At 63.4% G+C, this 17,319-nt stretch carries 20 protein-coding genes; 18 read left to right on the top strand and 2 right to left on the bottom strand.

Features of this window, described 5'->3' with window-relative positions; genetic code table 11:
- Positions 1–101 precede the first annotated feature (101 nt).
- Positions 102–581 (top strand): Lrp/AsnC family transcriptional regulator, encoded by a 480-nt coding sequence (locus AC1DYW_RS22590; RefSeq protein ID WP_477227683.1) that lies wholly within the window; start codon positions 102–104, stop codon positions 579–581.
- A gap of 112 nt (positions 582–693) precedes the next feature.
- Positions 694–1,464, top strand: coding sequence for a sulfite exporter TauE/SafE family protein (locus AC1DYW_RS22595; RefSeq protein ID WP_477227684.1), 771 nt, complete (start codon positions 694–696; stop codon positions 1,462–1,464).
- Between the two features lie 41 nt (positions 1,465–1,505).
- On the opposite strand, the gene AC1DYW_RS22600 is transcribed toward AC1DYW_RS22595, so the two are convergent.
- The gene (locus AC1DYW_RS22600; RefSeq protein WP_477227685.1) at positions 1,506–2,057 is read right to left on the bottom strand and encodes a DUF2269 family protein; all 552 of its coding nucleotides are present in this window, start codon (positions 2,055–2,057) and stop codon (positions 1,506–1,508) included.
- Between the two features lie 330 nt (positions 2,058–2,387).
- Here AC1DYW_RS22600 and AC1DYW_RS22605 point away from each other — a divergent pair, with 330 nt between their 5' ends.
- The 8 genes from AC1DYW_RS22605 to AC1DYW_RS22640 all read left to right on the top strand — a co-directional run bounded on the left by AC1DYW_RS22605 (position 2,388) and on the right by AC1DYW_RS22640 (position 7,902).
- Positions 2,388–2,768, top strand: coding sequence for a hypothetical protein (locus AC1DYW_RS22605; RefSeq protein WP_457150855.1), 381 nt, complete (start codon positions 2,388–2,390; stop codon positions 2,766–2,768).
- A gap of 520 nt (positions 2,769–3,288) precedes the next feature.
- A complete protein-coding gene (gene rcdA / locus AC1DYW_RS22610; protein WP_477227686.1) occupies positions 3,289–3,822 on the top strand; it encodes a protease adaptor protein RcdA in 534 nt (177 codons plus the stop codon).
- 73 nt (positions 3,823–3,895) lie between these two features.
- Positions 3,896–4,405: a crossover junction endodeoxyribonuclease RuvC gene (gene ruvC / locus AC1DYW_RS22615; protein WP_095089535.1), complete on the top strand. Its 510-nt coding sequence runs from the start codon at positions 3,896–3,898 to the stop codon at positions 4,403–4,405.
- A 56-nt stretch (positions 4,406–4,461) separates the two neighbouring features.
- Entirely contained in the window at positions 4,462–4,731 is a 270-nt protein-coding gene (locus AC1DYW_RS22620) for an AbrB/MazE/SpoVT family DNA-binding domain-containing protein (RefSeq protein ID WP_095089533.1), read from the top strand.
- Positions 4,709–5,128: a type II toxin-antitoxin system VapC family toxin gene (locus tag AC1DYW_RS22625; protein WP_457150856.1), complete on the top strand. Its 420-nt coding sequence runs from the start codon at positions 4,709–4,711 to the stop codon at positions 5,126–5,128. Before AC1DYW_RS22620 ends, AC1DYW_RS22625 begins: the two co-directional genes overlap by 23 nt.
- 27 nt (positions 5,129–5,155) lie before the next feature.
- The gene (gene ruvA, locus AC1DYW_RS22630) at positions 5,156–5,776 is read left to right on the top strand and encodes a Holliday junction branch migration protein RuvA (protein ID WP_095089529.1); all 621 of its coding nucleotides are present in this window, start codon (positions 5,156–5,158) and stop codon (positions 5,774–5,776) included.
- Positions 5,777–5,819: 43 nt separating this feature from the next.
- Positions 5,820–6,857 (top strand): Holliday junction branch migration DNA helicase RuvB, encoded by a 1,038-nt coding sequence (gene ruvB / locus AC1DYW_RS22635; protein WP_477227687.1) that lies wholly within the window; start codon positions 5,820–5,822, stop codon positions 6,855–6,857.
- 148 nt (positions 6,858–7,005) lie between these two features.
- Complete coding sequence (locus tag AC1DYW_RS22640; RefSeq protein WP_477227688.1) at positions 7,006–7,902, top strand: metallophosphoesterase; 897 nt, start codon at positions 7,006–7,008, stop codon at positions 7,900–7,902.
- A gap of 4 nt (positions 7,903–7,906) precedes the next feature.
- Here the strand turns inward: AC1DYW_RS22640 and AC1DYW_RS22645 are convergent, their stop codons facing one another.
- Positions 7,907–9,157, bottom strand: coding sequence for a glycoside hydrolase family 5 protein (locus AC1DYW_RS22645; protein ID WP_477227689.1), 1,251 nt, complete (start codon positions 9,155–9,157; stop codon positions 7,907–7,909).
- Positions 9,158–9,214: 57 nt separating this feature from the next.
- On the opposite strand from AC1DYW_RS22645, the gene ybgC reads away from it, so the two are divergent.
- The 8 genes from ybgC to tilS all read left to right on the top strand — a co-directional run bounded on the left by ybgC (position 9,215) and on the right by tilS (position 17,299).
- A complete protein-coding gene (ybgC, locus tag AC1DYW_RS22650; protein ID WP_477227690.1) occupies positions 9,215–9,685 on the top strand; it encodes a tol-pal system-associated acyl-CoA thioesterase in 471 nt (156 codons plus the stop codon).
- 410 nt (positions 9,686–10,095) lie between these two features.
- Entirely contained in the window at positions 10,096–10,806 is a 711-nt protein-coding gene (gene tolQ / locus AC1DYW_RS22655; protein WP_095089519.1) for a protein TolQ, read from the top strand.
- A 10-nt stretch (positions 10,807–10,816) separates the two neighbouring features.
- Positions 10,817–11,269, top strand: coding sequence for a protein TolR (tolR, locus tag AC1DYW_RS22660; protein ID WP_457150860.1), 453 nt, complete (start codon positions 10,817–10,819; stop codon positions 11,267–11,269).
- Between the two features lie 7 nt (positions 11,270–11,276).
- Positions 11,277–12,434: a TonB family protein gene (locus AC1DYW_RS22665; RefSeq protein ID WP_477227691.1), complete on the top strand. Its 1,158-nt coding sequence runs from the start codon at positions 11,277–11,279 to the stop codon at positions 12,432–12,434.
- 66 nt (positions 12,435–12,500) lie between these two features.
- On the top strand, positions 12,501–13,784 hold the full coding sequence (gene tolB / locus AC1DYW_RS22670) for a Tol-Pal system beta propeller repeat protein TolB (protein WP_245331229.1): 1,284 nt from the start codon (positions 12,501–12,503) through the stop codon (positions 13,782–13,784).
- Positions 13,785–14,065: 281 nt separating this feature from the next.
- Positions 14,066–14,572 carry a peptidoglycan-associated lipoprotein Pal gene (gene pal / locus AC1DYW_RS22675; RefSeq protein WP_095089511.1) on the top strand — a complete coding sequence of 169 codons (507 nt, stop codon included), beginning with the start codon at positions 14,066–14,068 and terminating at the stop codon, positions 14,570–14,572.
- A gap of 224 nt (positions 14,573–14,796) precedes the next feature.
- Positions 14,797–15,870: a tol-pal system protein YbgF gene (ybgF, locus tag AC1DYW_RS22680; protein WP_477227692.1), complete on the top strand. Its 1,074-nt coding sequence runs from the start codon at positions 14,797–14,799 to the stop codon at positions 15,868–15,870.
- Between the two features lie 58 nt (positions 15,871–15,928).
- On the top strand, positions 15,929–17,299 hold the full coding sequence (gene tilS, locus AC1DYW_RS22685; RefSeq protein WP_477227693.1) for a tRNA lysidine(34) synthetase TilS: 1,371 nt from the start codon (positions 15,929–15,931) through the stop codon (positions 17,297–17,299).
- Positions 17,300–17,319 lie beyond the last annotated feature (20 nt).

Consider the following 17,319-nt stretch of genomic DNA (forward strand, 5'->3'; position numbering starts at 1 on the left):
ATCTCATGCGGCAACGAAGCTTTCCATCTGATGAGAAAGGTAGTATAGACGATTGACCTAATTATATTAGGCCTCGCCTCCAAATTTGCGGGAAATGTAAAATGCTTGACGATCTCGACCGACGCCTCCTCGAAATTCTGATCAAGGACGCGCGGACTTCGCTGAAGGAATTGGCTGCCCAAGTTGGGCTGTCATCGCCGAGCGTCTCGGAACGGCTTCGACGGCTCGAGGAACGCGGCGTCATCCGGGCGTTCACCGTCGAGATCGATCCGCTGGCGCTAGGCTATACGTTGCAGGCCATCGTGCGCATCCGGCCTTTGCCGGGCAAGCTGCACATCGTCCAGAAGCTGATCGAGGAGATCCCCGAATTTGGCGAATGCGACAAGGTGACGGGCGATGACTGCTTCGTCGCCCGGCTGTTCGTGCGCTCGATCGGCGATCTCGACGGCATTCTCGACCGCGTCGCCGACAAGGCTGAGACGAGCACCGCCATCATCAAGGCGCAGCCGATCCGGCGGCGGCCGCCACCTCTCGACGTAACCGCCCCGCGTGACAAGGCAAAGATCTTGCAGGCTTCCTGATCGACGCCGGGTGAAACGCCGGCGGTCGGTGCGGTATATTTGCTGTCGCTCCGCTGGGGAATCTGGGCTATCCAGACGTCGATACGCTTTCCCTCCAGCCCAGCCCCTCCCCATGTCAGGCCTGCTTCTCGAACCGTGGTTCTACGCGGCCGCCATTCCGGCGGTCATTCTGGTCGGCCTGTCCAAGGGCGGCTTCGGCGGCGCCGTTGGTTTCGTCGGCGTGCCCTTGATGGCGCTGACCATGCCGCCGGTGCAGGCGGCGGCGATCCTCCTGCCGATCCTGTGCCTGATGGACATCGTGTCGGTGTGGACATGGTGGGGTGTCTACGACCGCAAGATGCTGGTCGACATGATGCCGGGCGCGGTCGTCGGCATCGGACTCGGCTGGCTGACGGCAGCACTGGTCACCGAGGAGGCGGTACGGCTGATCGTCGGCGCCGTCGCCATCATCTTCGTCCTGCGCTGGCTCTATCTGCAGTTTCGCCATGGCGCCGACCACGCGGTCGCGCCCAACCGCGTCGCTGCTGCCATCTGGGGAACGGTCGCCGGCTTCACCAGCTTCGTCGCCCATGTCGGCGGCCCGCCGTTCCAGGTCTATGCCTTGCCGATCCGGCTCGATCCCAAAATTCTGTCGGGCACCGCGGCGATCTTTTTTGCCGCAACCAATGCGCTGAAGCTCATTCCCTATTTCGCGCTCGGCCAGTTCGACACCGCCAATCTGACGGCGTCGGCGGTGCTGATGCCGCTGGCGCCGCTCTCGACCGTCGCCGGCGCCTGGCTGGTGCGGCGCATGCGCCCGGAAACCTTCTATCCCTTCACCTACGCAACCGTGGCGGTGGTGGCGCTGAAGCTACTGTGGGACGGCATCGCCGGCCTCATGTAGAGGGGGGCGGCCGTGCAGCCGCCCGCATCATCACGGCGGTGTCAGGCGGCGCTCGGCACGAGGCGACGGTCGACGCCAAGGGCCAGTGTGGCGCTGACCACGACGACCAGCACCATGCCAGCAAGAATACCGATGTCATGCACACTCGGCTTGAGCACCATGTCGGCGATGACTACCAGCATCACTGCGTAGTCGAAGCGTGCGGCGCTCATCATGCGCTGGCCGATGGCCAGAACAGCAGGCGTGATACCATCCTTGGCGATCATCGCTCCCATGCGCTCGCCCGTTGGCTTGAAGATGAACATGCCGATCGAAAAGGTCGTCGCGTAGCCGACCAGACCGATGATGATCCATAGATCCGAGAAGCCAACCCAGAAACTGCACATGATGAGGCCGAAGATCAGGGTCAGCATCGACATCGGCGCGAAGAAACGGCCACCCAACTGCCCGCTGGCGCGCATCGCCTGCAACTTTTCCTCGATGTTGCCGGCGCGCTCGGCAAGCACGCCGAGGAGGAACAACACGAAGCCGCCTCCGACCCATAAAATGGCCGTGACGACATGGAGGAATTTTACGATCGAGTACCAGTCCATGGTTGCTCCTGGAGTGTTCTGGAGGGGATGCGGCAGGGGCGATTTGCGCCGGCCGTCAGAGGAGCGAGCGTTTAGCGCCGCGCCCGTTTCGGAACGATGTCGCGAAAAGCCGGTTCTGTTTCAGTTTGCCGCCAGCACACGAAGCCACTGAGATGGCGAATGCGCTGCCTGGTTTTCTGCTATTGGGAGAAGTGTCGGGAGGGGTTGGCGCGACATCGTCTGGAAACAGTGCCGATGCTAGTGCGCCAATGCCGGGAGCCCGGTGGCGACAAGATTCGCCTGACAATCAACCCATTCCCGCACACGGGAAGAGGCATTCGAGGGGACATTATGCAAGGGGTAGCACGGAATTTCTTCACGCTGGCCATCATCTATTCGCTGTGCGGGATGGCGCTCGGCCTGCACATGGCGATCAGCCAGGACCATAGCCAGATGCCGACCCACGCCCACACGATGGTGGCCGGATGGCTGATGTCGGCAGTCTTCGCCTTCTTCTACCATCTGTTTCCGGCAGTCGGACAAAAGATGCTCGCCACCATCCATTTCTGGCTGACGGCAATCAGCGGCATCGGCCTGTTGATCGGTCTCTATTTCCTGCTTGCCGGCAATGCCGCGATCGAACCGCTGGTCGGGATTTCTTCGATGGGCTTCTACGCGGCCATGCTGCTGTTTGCCTTCATCGCCTTGCCGGCCGTCTGGAAGAAAGCCTGAGCCGAGAGCGCGTCTGGAAACTCTACTCTGTCGGCCATCTGATGGGGTTTTCTGCGCTTCAGGTGCTCGCGGACCAAATGTCCGCTCCGCTCCGGTTCTCGAAACCACCACCATGTGACTCGCCAGAGCGAATTTCGAAACAGACGCTGAAGCGAGGTTCCGGGCTGTGCTGTTCCGGCACAGGACGGCGGCTTTGGATCAAAAAACACGCGCGCCGTTAAGGCTTCATTAAGCTTTACAGGTGTTTACTATGTCCATCCAGTGATCTGGATTCTTACCGAGTGGTTGGAGCCACTTTGTTTGACGCCTCCCTGTTAAACTCCTGAGAGCCGCCTTATCCGCGGCTCTTTTTTTGTCTGGATTCCGGGGGCGTCCGATGTCGGCTCGCCGTTAACCTTCTGTTAAACATGTGCTTGCCATCGCGGGTGACGAAGCGCATTTTGAAGCTTCAGTCATATAGGCTGCCGGGTGTATCGGCAGTGAGCCGAATCAGCCGGCTGTAGGTGCAGGGGCGTAGCAAATGAACGAGCCTTCGACGGGCAGTGCGAAAACCGTCAAGCTGGCGGAGCGCCGGGTTTTCACGCAATCCTTCAAGCCGCTTTACCAGGAAGGTATGGGCCTGGTCGAACAGGCGGCGGAGTATCTCGACGGCAAGGGCCGGGCCGAGGCAAAGAAATTGTCCAGGCTGGGGGCCACGCTCTATGCGGCCGAATCGATGCGGCTGACCACAAGGCTGATGCAGGTTGCCTCGTGGCTGCTTTTGCAGCGCGCCGCGAATTCCGGTGAGATGACCCGCGACCAGGTTGCGTCTGAGAAGTCCAAGGTGCGCCTTGACACCGCTTCCGCCCATGACGAAGCCGCGGGCTGGGCCGAACTGCCCAAGGATTTCCTCGACCTCGTCACCCGCTCGCTGCGCCTGCAGGCGCTGGTGCGCCGCATGGACGAGGAGATCTACGGCTCCGACGGCGTGGTAGACATGCAACCGGCGGCCCGCCGCCCCAATCCGGTTTCCGACCAGATCAGCCTGCTGAACACGGCTTTCGCTCGCGGCTAACGTAGGCGGCCATTCGTTTCCGGTTTGTTCACATTTCGCTGGCATCGCTGTCCGTCGGAGGTAGACTGACAGCATGGGGGAAGCGATTCGCATCATCGGTATCGATCCGGGGCTCAGGCGTACCGGTTGGGGCATCGTCGAGAGCCTCGGCAATTCGCTGCGCTTCGTTGCCTCAGGCACCGTGCGTTCCGACGACAAGGCGGCTCTGGCGACGCGGCTTTGCCAATTGCATGACGGGCTCGCCGAAATCCTGCACACCGCCATGCCGCACGAGGCAGCGGTCGAACAGACCTTCGTCAACAAGGACGCGGTGGCGACACTGAAGCTCGGCCAGGCGCGTGGCATCGCCATGCTGGTGCCGGCGCGCGCTGGTCTCGTCGTCGCCGAATATGCGCCCAACGCCGTCAAGAAGGCGGTGATCGGTGTCGGCCATGGCGACAAGAAACAGATCCACATGATGGTGAAGGTGCTTTTGCCAAAGGCCACCTTCGATACCGAACACGCCGCCGACGCTCTCGCCATCGCCATCTGCCATGCGCATCACCGGCAAAGTGTCGCCTATCGGATGGCGCTCGCCGGGTAGCAATGTTCTTGACTTGTTCCCGTTCCTGCGATAAGTAATACTTCAGAGGTATTACCATGCGCGTGACCACCAAGGGGCAAGTCACAATCCCCAAACAGATAAGAGACCATCTGGGAATCGGCCCGGGCTCCGAGGTGGAGTTCGTGGCCACCGACGAGGGCGCTCGTCTTGTCGCCGTCAACGAAAACCTGTCCGAGGAAGAGGCATCCCGCAGGTTCAGTGATGTGCTTGACCGGATGGAGGGGACTCTGGATCTGGGAGGCATGACGACCGACGAATACATGGACTGGTTGAGGGGGCCGCGTGAAGATCTCGACGTTGATTGACACAAATGTCCTGATCGACGTCTGGGGACCGGCCGGACCGCTGACAAAATGGTCGGCATCGGCGATTGTTTCCTGTCGCCGCGATGGAGCCTTGCTGATCAATACGATCATCTGGTCCGAGCTCGCGCCGCTGATAGCGACAGAGACGGCGCTTCGAAAAGCAGTCGACATGCTTGAGATGGATCGTGAGTTCCTGCCTTGGGACGCGGCATTCCTTGCAGGCGTTACGCATTCCCGCTATCGCCGTGCTGGCGGGGTTCGCGAGCGGACGTTGCCAGACTTTTTCATCGGAGCCCATGCGACCGTTGCCGGACATCGTCTGCTGACCCGCGACGCTGCCCGCTATCGCAGTTACTTCCCGGATCTCGACATCATCTCTCCTCAAACGTACCCATGAGGGCCCATCTTCCATGAAAGATCTGGCATGATCGGCAAACTCAAGGGCACGCTGGACGAAATCGACGAGGATCATTGCCTCGTCGATATCCACGGTGTCGGTTATGTCGCCTATTGCTCGGCGCGTACGCTGGCCGCATTGCCGGCGCCGGGCGAAGCGGTGGTGCTGTTCATCGAGACCTATGTGCGCGAGGACATGCTGCGGCTCTACGGCTTCCAGTCGCAGCTGGAGCGCGAATGGTTCCGGCTGCTGATGAACAATGTGCCAGGCGTCGGCGCCAAGGTGGCGCTGGCCATCCTGTCGACATTGGCGCCGGCCGATCTCGCCAACGCCATTGCGCTGCGCGACATCGCCATGGTCTCTCGTGCGCCTGGTGTCGGCAAGAAGGTGGCCGAGCGCATCGTCACCGAGTTGAAGAACAAGGCGCCGGCCTATGCGGGCACCGCCTCCGGCACCATCGGCTTGAAGCAGGAACTCGGCGAAGGCGTCGCTCCCGCGCCGATCACCGACGCCGTCTCGGCGCTGGTCAATCTCGGCTATTCGCGCGACACAGCCGCCAATGCGGTGGCGGCGGCGCTTAAGACTGCGGGCGAGGATGCCGATGCACCGAAGCTGATCCGTTTCGGTCTGAAGGAACTGGCGCGGTGAGGCGTCGCTTGTTCAGGTCCTTGCCGCGTGCAAGGAAGGTGCCATGAGCCTGTCACCCCGTCTCATTACGCCCGAAAAACGCGGCGAGGATGCCGAGCAGACCTTGCGGCCGCAGACACTTGACGATTTCGTCGGCCAGGCGGCGGTGCGGGCCAATCTCAAAGTGTTCATCGAAGCCGCCAAGGGCCGCAACGAAGCGCTCGACCATGTGCTGTTCGTCGGGCCGCCGGGTCTCGGCAAGACGACGCTGGCGCAGATCATGGCGCGCGAGCTCGGCGTCAATTTCCGCTCGACCTCCGGCCCGGTCATCGCCAAGGCCGGCGATCTCGCGGCCCTGCTCACCAATCTCGAAGAAGGCGACGTGCTGTTCATCGACGAGATCCACCGGCTGAGCCCGGCGGTGGAGGAAATCCTCTATCCGGCAATGGAGGATTTCCAGCTCGACCTGATCATCGGCGAGGGACCGGCGGCGCGCTCGGTCAAGATCGACCTTGCTCGCTTTACCCTGGTCGCCGCCACCACGCGGCTTGGCCTGCTGACCAATCCGCTGCGCGACCGATTCGGCATTCCGGTACGACTGAATTTCTATACGGTCGATGAACTGGAACAGATCGTCCGGCGTGGCGCCCGCATCCTGCAAATGCCGCTCGGCGACGATGGCGCGCTGGAGATCGCGCGGCGCGCACGCGGTACGCCCCGCATTGCCGGACGGCTGCTGCGCCGGGTGCGCGATTTCGCCTCGGTCGCCGGCGATGGCCATGTCGATCGCCAGATTGCCGATGAGGCGCTCACCCGGCTGGAGGTCGACGCGCTCGGCCTCGACGCCCTCGACCGCCGGTATCTGTCGATGATCGCCCGCAATTTCGGCGGCGGCCCGGTCGGCATCGAGACGATCGCAGCCGGCCTGTCCGAGCCGCGCGACGCCATCGAGGACATCATCGAGCCCTATCTGATCCAGCAGGGCTTCATCCAACGCACGCCGCGCGGCCGGATGCTGACGGCCAATGCCTGGCGGCACCTCGGCCTCGATGCGCCGAAGGATCTGGCGCAGCAGCAGATCAACCTGTTCCAGGAAGAGTAGCGGTCCGGACGATTGGACTGGGATCGGCGATCAAGGATCCGTGACCGTCCTTGCGCAAAATCTCCTCAGCTTCGCCGGTTTGCCGGCGCAATCATGGACTTTAACGCGGCCTTGGCGACTGTCGCCGCGATCTTGTCCGGAGCCGAGCATGATAACCAGACGCGGGTTCCTGCGCTTCGTCGGCGGGTCGTTTCTGTCGGTCGCCGCGCTCAGCGCCTATGCGGTCGGCATCGAACCGATGCTGCTGACGCATTTGAAGCGCTACGCGCTGACGCCGCCGCATTGGCCGGCGGGATTGAAGCTGCGCATCGTCGCGCTCGCCGACATCCATGCCTGCCGGCCGTGGATGACACCGGAGCGGATCGCTTCGCTTGTCGAAGACGCGAATGCGCAGCAAGCGGACCTGATCGTCCTGCTTGGCGACTATATCGCCGGCATGCCCCTGGTGACCGGGCCGGTGACGCCGTCACAATGGGCATCGGCGTTGTCGGGCCTCGAGGCACCGCTCGGGGTGCTGTCGATCCTTGGCAACCACGACTGGTGGGGCGATGGCTTCGCGCAGCGGGCCGGCGCCGGCCCGACCATAGCGCGTAAAGCCTTGGAGAAAGTCGGCATCCCGGTCCTGGAGAACGACGTCATGCGCCTGGAGAAGGACGGGCATGGCGTCTGGATCGCCGGGCTCGCCGATCAGCTGGCCCTGCTGCCGACTAGGGCTCGCGCCGGCTTCAAGGGGCTTGACGATCTTGACGGCACGCTGGCCAAGGTCACCGATGCCTCGCCGGTTATCCTGCTCGCGCATGAACCCGATATTTTTCCCATCGTACCGTCGCGGGTGTCGCTGACCCTGTCGGGCCACACCCATGGCGGACAGGTACGGCTGTTCGGCTACTCGCCGGTCGTGCCGTCGCGGTTCGGCAATCGCTATGCCTATGGCCATGTCGTCGAGAACGACCGCAATCTGATCGTCTCGGGCGGGCTTGGCTTCAGCATTGTGCCGGTGCGTTTCGGGATGCGCCCTGAAATCCTGTCGATCGACCTTGGCTGAGCGGTCAATGCAGGGCGCGGATCACATCCATCACCTCAGGCTCGGCTCTGTCGCCGTTGAAGGCATCGACGATGCCGAAGGCGCCGCCATAGCTCCACACCGACCATGAGAACCCGTGCGCCTCGGCTCGTGCGATCATGTCCCTGACATAGGCGGCGCGGTACGCGGCCGGCATCACATAGGCGTTGCCATATTCCTGGCGGATCATGCCGAATTCGCCCAGCGTGACGTTCTGCGGCTTGATGCCGTTTGCCTTCGCCCACGCCTCGACTTGTCTGAATGGCGCATCCATCAGGCCGAGCAGCTTGTCGGGGCTGTCCATACTGGCGACCTGTTCGTCGAGATAGGCAAGCAGGCCGCCCTGCCGCATCCATGGCGCCTCGGCCTTGATCTTGGCGCGGATGGTGTCGAGCGTCACCTCGAGCTGTGCCTGTGGCACCGCGGTCAGCGGAAAGGGCAGGCCGGTCACATAGGGGATGAAGTCGCCGGCCCAGGTCGCGCCCTGATGGGTGAGCAGGAACGGATCGTAGGAGTGGAAGGTCCAGATGACATTGTCGTCAGGGATCGTCTTGGGATCGATCTTCTCGAGTGAAGTCGCGGCCGAATAACAGGCGCCGGTCAGCACCAGGGTCAGTTTCGTCGCCGAGGAGCGCGCTGCCGCGAACAGCTTCGGCTGGCGCTCCGGCCAGAGGCTGGTGCCGTCGCTGTCGCAGTCGACGATCGGCTCGTTCATGGGCTCGAAGGCGACCTTTTCGGGATCTTCGCTGGCCAGCGTGCGGGCCATCTCGCGCACCATGTCGACATAAGCGTCGAAGGTCCGCGGGTCATCCATCACTTGGCTCATGCCGATCTTGCGGCTGCCGCCGGCCGGGATCAGGTGCATGTCGACGATCACCTTCAAGCCGGCGCGGTTGATCATGCGCACAGAGTCCAGCACGCTGGCATAGAGGTCGTCGCGCAAGGCCACGGTCTGGCCGGACAGGAAAGGTGACGGATCGACCGGCATGCGCAGGAAATCGAAGCCCGCATCCTTGAGCGCCTCGAGGTCGTCATCCCGAAGGAATTTGCGCCATTCCGGATAGGGCAGGATCGCCTTGGCATCGCCCCACCGGTCCTCGCCCGGCCACGTCGTCCACTGGTCGAGATTGAGGCCGCGCTTCATCGAGAAGGTGGCCGCCTGGCCAGGCAGCGACAGAGCCACCAGCATGAACAGCGCCGCCATCAAGGTCTTGATCATCGCCGTCAACAGTGCCATCCGATGCTATGTCGCGCGGAAAACACGTGCCCGGTCGGGACTGAAAAAGGAAGCGCAATGGACGATCATGGTGAATCGGCGGCGTTGCTGGCAGGGCTTTCCGGCGCGTTGACGGAGTTCGGCCACCGGCTGATGGCGCGCGTCTATTACGCCGACACCGATTTCTCCGGCGTCGTCTACCATGCGCGCTATCTCGAATTCTTCGAACGCGGCCGCTCCGACTATCTCAGGCTGACCGGCGTGCATCACACCGAACTCGCCGACGGCAAGCATGGCGAGAAGATCGTCTGGGTGGTGCGTCGCATGGAGATCAATTTTCGCGGCCCCGCCCGCATCGACGACATCCTGACGATCGATACCCGCACCGAGGACATTTCCGGTGCGCGCATCTTCATGGCGCAGCAGCTCAAACGCGGCGACGAGGTGCTGGTCGAGGCCAAGGTCGAAGCGGCGATCATCGGCGAGAATGGCAGGCCAAGGCGCTTTCCCCGGGAATGGGTGGCGGCATTCATGCCACGGGTACGCTGATATTCAGGTGATGCCGGCCTGCAAACGGCGGTTTCCTACGCTTCCGGTGCTCACGTACTTCAAGTACGCTCCGCTCCGGTTCTCGGAAACCACCGTTTTCGGCTCGGTCTGACTCGGTCTGACCTGAATCTCAGCACACCCTGGTCCAGGCATCGAAGCGACGGCATTGCGATGGCGGGACGCGGCAATGCGCCGCGCCTTAGGAACTAACCCATCCTTAACCATAACGGTTCATGAAGAGATTGGTGAAGATTGGCGTTATCAAGCGCCTTCCTTTCACCAATATTTGCCCCGAAAAGGCCACCAAAGGCACGGTTTGGGGTTGTTCCGGTAGCTGCGTGCGAACCGACCACAAGGGATGCCAGGGGCCAGCCGCCAGCTTCGCCCGGAAAATCTTAAGGACGATAACGATGGAAAATATCGCACTCGCCGAACCGGGCGCGCAATTGTCGATTTGGGCGCTGTTCATGCAGGCCAGCTGGGTGGTCAAGCTGGTCATGATCGGTTTGCTCTGCGCGTCGGTCTGGACCTGGGCAATCATCGTCGACAAGCTGGTTGCCTATGCCCGCATGCGGCTGTCACTCAACCGGTTCGAGCAGGTGTTCTGGTCCGGGCAGTCGCTGGAGGAACTTTACCGCACGCTCGCCGACCGCAAGACCACCGGCATGGGCGCCATTTTCGTGGCGGCGATGCGCGAGTGGAAGAAAAGCTTCGAGAAGGGCGCCAAGTCGCCGCTCGGCCTGCAGACCCGCATCGACAAGGCGATGGACCTGGCGCTGACCCGCGAGATGGAAAAGCTGGAGGGGCGCCTCGGCTTCCTCGCCACCACCGGCTCAGCGGCACCCTTCATCGGCCTGTTCGGCACGGTCATCGGCATCATGACCTCGTTCCAGGCGATCGCCGGCTCCAAGAACACCAGTCTCGCGGTGGTCGCGCCCGGCATTGCCGAAGCGCTGCTGGCGACGGCCATCGGCCTGCTCGCCGCCATCCCCGCCGTCATCGCCTACAACAAACTGTCGTCCGACGCGAGCAAGATAGCGGTGCGCATGGAAGGGTTCTCCGACGAGTTCTCCGCCATACTCTCGCGCCAAATCGATGAAAAAGTGGCCCCCAAGGCCTGAGGAGTAACTGATGGGTATGTCCGTTGGCATGGGAGGACGCGGTGGGCGCGGCCACAGGCGGCGCGGCCGTCACCATGCACTGATGTCTGAGATCAACGTCACACCGATGGTCGACGTGATGCTGGTGCTGCTGATCATCTTCATGGTCGCGGCACCGATGCTGACGGTCGGCGTGCCGATCGACCTGCCGGACACGCAGGCCAAGGCGATGAACGCCGACACGCAGCCGATCACCGTCTCGATCAACGCCGCCGGCCAGATCTATCTGCAGGAAACCGAGATCCCGATCGAGGAACTGGTGGCCAAGCTGCAGGCGATCTCGAAGACCGGCTATGAAGAGCGCATCTTCATCCGTGGCGACAAGACCACCGACTATGGCACGGCGATGAAGGTGATGGCCCGCATTTCGGCCGCTGGCTACAAGAATATCGGCCTGGTTTCACTGCAGGAACAGGATCAATAGACGCGAGATGAAGACCGGCCTCACCACATCGGTGATCTTGCATACGGCGGTGCTGGCCTTCGGTCTGTTCACGCTGTCGGCGCCGGCTGCACTCCCGTCCGCCGATGTCGAGTCGGTCGCGGTCGACATCGTGCCGATGGAAGCTATTGCGCAGACGTTGCAGGGCGACAAGAAGGCCGTGATGCATGAAAAGCCGGCCCCTGTGCCGACCCAGCGCCCGGACATCGTGCCGGTATCGCAGAAGGTCGGCGAGAACAGCGTCGACACCGACAAGCCGGTAACGCCGGAGGCCAAGCCGAAGCCGGTGGACATGACTTCGGCTCCGCCGCCGGCGCCGACCCCGGTCGAAAAGCCGAAGCCCGAGGACGTGCCCAAGCCGCAGGAAAAGCCGAAGCCCATTCCGGCAACGGAAGTGGCGCCGGCGCCGACGCCCAAGGAAGAGGTGAAGCCCGAGCCTGTCAAGCAGGCGGACCCCAAGCCGACACCGGCCAAGCCGGCGCCGACCCCGCCGCCGCAGGACAGGACCGCTGCCATCGATCCGACGCCCGAGGTCAAGCCTGACGCAGTCGCCGAAGCCATAGCCAAGGATCGGCCCACCGAAGAGACGCAGCTGCCGAACTCGGCGCCCGCGCCGGAAGCGCGGCCGAAGCCGCAGCCGGCGCAGGCCGAAAGCGCCAAGGCGCCGGAGCGCAAGGATGCCGACAAGCCGGTCAAGGAAGCCTCGTCGAAGCCGAAGTCCGAAGACAAGCAATTCAACGCCGACGAAATCTCGGCTCTCCTCGACAAGCAGAAGCCGTCCGGCGGCGGCGCCAAGCGCTCGACCCAGCAGGCCTCGCTCGGCGGCGACAAGGATCAGGGCCAGAAGCTGTCGAAATCGGAAATGGGCGCCCTTGAGAGCCAGCTCGGCGGCTGCTGGACCCTTCCGGTTGGCCTTGAAGGTTCGGAAAACTTCGTCGTCGTCGTCCGCTTCAACCTGGACGCCTCCGGCAAGCTGGATGGCCGCCCGAATGTCGAAAAGTCGAGCGGAAACCGCCAGTTCGACGAAAGTGCCGTTCGCGCCGTGCAGAAATGCGATGTCACCGGCCTGCAGGTCCCCGCGGGCAAGCAGGACATCTGGGCCGACGTCCGCGTCACCTTCGATCCAAGGGAGATGCTGGGCCTGTAGGCCCGAGTATCCGAAAATCAGTACGAGAAGCGAGAAGACATGAAATCAATCCTCAAGCCGCTCCTGATGATCGCAGCTATGGCGATGGGCATGACTGCTGCCGGCACGTTGCCGGCCCTGGCGCTCGTCGAGCTCAACGTCAACAAGGGCAATGTCGAACCGCTGCCGATCGCCATCACCGACTTCCAGGGCGGCGACGCGCTTGGCGCCCAGATCTCCGAAATCGTCACCGCCGATCTGAAGCGCTCGGGACTGTTCGCGCCGATCGACAAGAGTGCCTTTATCGAGAAGATCTCCAATCCGGATGCAGCACCGCGCTTCGACGACTGGAAAGTGATCAATGCGCAGGCGCTGGTCACCGGCAGCGTCGGCAAGGAGGCTGACGGCCGCATTCGCGCCCAGTACCGGCTGTGGGACACCTTTGCCGGCCAGCAGATGTCCGGCGAGCAGTTCTTCGCCAACGATGCCAATACGAGGCGCGTCGCCCACATCATCGCCGACGCGATCTACGAACGCCTGACCGGCGAGAAGGGTTATTTCGACACCCGCGTCGTCTTCATCGACGAATCCGGCGCCAAGAATGCGCGCAAGAAGCGCCTCGCCATCATGGATCAGGACGGCGCCAACGTCCGCTATCTCTCCGACGGCAAGTCGATCGTGCTGACACCGCGCTTCTCGCCGAACCGCCAGGAAATCACCTACATGTCCTATGAAAGCGGTCAGCCGCGGGTCTACCTGCTGCAGATCGAGACCGGCCAGCGCGAACTGGTCGGCAATTTTCCCGGCATGACCTTTGCGCCGCGCTTTTCGCCCGACGGCCAGAAGGTGATCATGAGCCTGCTGCGCGACGACGGCAATTCCAACATCTTCGCCATGGACTTGCGGAGCCGTTCGACGACGCGGTTGACCAATTCGACCGCCATCGACACCTCGCCGTCCTATTCGCCCGACGGCAGCCAGGTGGTGTTCACCTCCGATCGGGGCGGGCGCGCGCAGATCTATGTGATGGGCGCCGATGGCTCGGGCCAGAACCGCATCTCCTTCGGCGACGGCGTCTATTCGACGCCGGTGTGGTCGCCGCGCGGCGACCTCATCGCCTTCACCAAACAGACAGGCGGCGAATTCCAGATCGGCGTCATGAAGACCGATGGCTCGGGCGAGCGAATCCTGTCGTCCGGTTTCCAGCAGGAAGGGCCGACCTGGGCGCCGAACGGTCGCGTGCTGATGTTCTTCCGGGATTCCGCCGGTGGACCGAAGCTGGTCTCCGTCGACCTCACCGGCCGCAACGAACAGTCGATCCCGACGACGAATTTTGCTTCGGATCCGGCCTGGTCGCCCTTGCTCGAATAGACCAGGCTGGGTTTTCGGTCGAGCATCCGCTCGCTTCGTTGCAACTTGGCAACAATACCTCAAAAGCCCCATTTCGGGGCTTTTTTTACGCCAAGGTCGCGTTTTGGCCGCATTTCCGCCTACGGTCCGCACGCATTGTGGCGCTCTGTTCCCCTCGGGACGAGACAGCTGCGGACGGGCAGCCTAAACCAATTTTTAACCGTGTTTCTTGAATGCCGGTTAACCCAAACGTGGTTACTGGGTGATCAACGAAATCACTCGAAATGCGAAGGAGAGGCGGCATGGGCCGTATCGCAGCACTTACCAGAAACCCGGTCATGATCGCGTTGGTGGCGATGCTCGCCATCGCCGGTTGCGCCTCGAAGAAGACGCCTAACAATGCCGCCGACCTTGGCCTCAACGGCGCCGGCGCGGCAACGCCCGGCTCGGCGAAGGACTTTACCGTCAACATCGGCGACCGCATCTTCTTCGATACGGACTCGACCTCGATCCGTGCCGATGCGCAGACGACGCTTTCGCGCCAGGCGCAGTGGCTGAACCAGTACAAGCAGTATGCCATCGTCATCGAAGGCCATGCCGACGAACGCGGCACGCGCGAGTACAATCTGGCGCTCGGCGCCCGCCGCGCCGCCGCCACCCGCGACTTCCTCGTCGCCAAGGGCGTTTCGGCGAGCCGGTTGAAGACGATTTCCTACGGCAAGGAGCGTCCGGTCGCGGTGTGCGACGACATCTCCTGCTGGTCGCAGAACCGCCGCGCGGTCACCACGCTCAGCGGCGCGGGTTCCTGAGCCTTCGTGCTGCCGACCGGAGCGTCAAGGAGGCGCGACGGTCTAGCGGCAGAAATGCCACACACCTATGCGAAAGGCGGCCCCAGGGCCGCCTTTTTCATATCCGGATGCCCGAAACAAAATTTGGCCGAAGTCTCGGCTCCTGCTATGAGCCGAGGGCGCTTGGCTGGTCCCACTCTGATTGGAAGGCGCGAACAAGCTAACGAAATCACGGCGAGAGGCACATGCATTTGAGATCGGTTCTAAGCGGCACCCTTGCGCTGTTGCTCCTATCAGGCGTCACCGCCCTGGCGGGCACAGGGCAATCGACCGACAGCGGCTTTTCCTTCCATCTGCCCAGCATCGAATTGCCCGGCATTTTCGGCCAGAAGAAGAAACCGGATCAGGTCCAGCTGGTGCAGTCCGACGGTACCGCCGTGACCGGGCTGGAAGAGCAACTGCGGCAGATGAACGGCAAGATCGAGGAACTCAATTTCCAGGTCCTGCAGATGCAGGAGCAGATCCGCAAGCAGCAGGAAGACAACGAGTTCCGCTTCCAGCAGCTTGAAGGCGGCACGCAAGGCGGGCAGCCGCCGGCACAGAAGAAATCGGACGCCACCACCACGACGGATAGCAACACCGATGTGGCAGCGGCTCCGGCAACGCAGGCGCCGGCCGATGCGGGCACCGCGCCCGCCGCCGGCCAGGAGGTCATCGTCGAATCGCCCACTGGCGACCCCGGCAAGGTGATTCCCGGAACGGGAGCGCCGGAAAAGACTTTCGGCACCATCACCGTCGACAAGAACGGCAATGTCATCGATGCCGGCGGCAGCACCCAGGCGATCGCGCCGGTGCAGGACACCGCGCCAGCCAGCGGCGCTCCGGCCAAGGCCGGCAAGTCCGACGGCACGGTGGTGGCGGCATTGCCCGCCACCAACGACCCCGAGGAACTCTACCGCAACTCCTATCAGTTCATCCTCTCGGGCGACTACAGCACCGCCGAGCAGGGTTTTCGCGATCATATCTCCCGCTTCCCCAAGGATGCGAAGGCGGCGGATGCGCATTACTGGCTTGGCGAGTCCTTGCTCGGCCAGCAGAAATATCGCGACGCGGCCGAGACTTTCCTTTCCGCCAGCAAGGACTATCCCAAGGCCAAGAAAGCTCCCGACATGTTGCTGAAGCTCGGCGTTTCGCTGGTCGGCCTGAAGCAGCATGACGTGGCCTGCGCCACCTTCAGCGAGATCGGCAAGCGCTACCCCGACATCTCCGGCGCGCTCAAGGAACGCGTCAAGCAGGAAAAGGCGCTGGCGGCGTGCTGATCCTTTCCGTGCATGTCGTTGCCCCGAAACCGGGACCATCTTTGGGCGACATGCATTGATGCTCGATATCGAGCCTGACCTCTCGAAGAGCCTTTTTTCGCATATCGATTTTACCAGCGGCGCCGTGGCGGCCGTGTCCGGCGGCAGCGACTCGACCGCCCTGCTCCTCCTTCTCAAACACCATCTCGATCGCACTGCGCCGGCAACGAAGCTGCTGGCAGTGACGATCGACCACGATTTGCGGCCCGGTTCGGCAGCGGAAGCGCAGGGGATGGCGAGGCTGTGCGCCAAGCACGCCATTGCGCATCGCATCCTGACATGGTCCGGCCCCAAGCCATCGACCGGTCTGCCCGCCGCGGCCCGGGAAGCGCGTTACCGGCTGCTGGCCGAGGCGGCACTGGCGCAAGGCATCGGCCTGATCCTGACCGGCCATACCGCCGACGACCAGGCGGAAACGGTGTTGATGCGGCAGGTCCGTGATGAGGGCCGGGGCCATGCCGACACGGCAGGTCGCGGGCTTGCCGGCATGGCGCCGGCCACCTTGTATGACTGGCGCAGCTGTATCGTGCGGCCGCTTCTCGGCACGCGCCGCGCGGCCTTGCGCAACGTCCTGCGACGTCAACATGTCGGCTGGGCCGACGACCCGACCAATGTCGACGAGGCGTTCGAGCGACCGCGCCTGCGCGCGACGCTAGCCGACGAGAACGGCATGCAGCGCATCGACGATGCGCTGGCGCTGGCCGCGCATGAGGGCAACGCGCGCTGGCAGCTTGGCCTGGCTGCCGCGGACCTGATCCGCCGTTTCGCGACCCAGCCGGCGGCGGGGCTCATTCGTCTTGATCCTGGCTTGCTGACCGCCGGGGAGGAGCATGCCGCCGTCTACGCACTGCGCCTTCTGCTGGCCACGACCGGCGGGATTGCCTTTCTGCCGGACCAGGCCCGCAGCGAGGCGCTGTTTGGCCGGCTGAAGGCCGGATTTCTTTGCGCCACATTGTCGCGGACGGTGGTCGATTCCCGGCGCGCCGGCATTTTCCTGCGCCGCGAGGCGCGCGGCCTGCCGCCCGCCGCCGCAGTCACCGAGGGCACCCTCTGGGATGGCCGCCGGCGCATCACATTGAACGACAGCAGCGGCGCATTGTTGATCGCCCCGTTCGGCGCAGCAGCAAAGCGGCCGCCGATCGGCGAGGGGCAAACCCCGCCAAGCCTGATGCGCGCCGCGCTCGCCGCCGAGCCGGCGCTATGGCGAGCCGGTGAATGCTTGGGTTTGCCGGGGAGCATCCGGGCCCCTGCTGTGGTCGAGGCACGGCCGGCCGTTGCCCCCTTTGCCCGCTTCCTGCCGTCCTTCGACCTGGCACCGGCGCGGGCCGTCGCCAGGCTGATTGGCGCGGCCCCGCTTCCCGCCTTGCCTTTCAGTGGCCACAGTGCCTGACGATGTTGGGCGAAAGCTTA

Source organism: Mesorhizobium sp. P2_D5 (genome assembly GCF_056404355.1).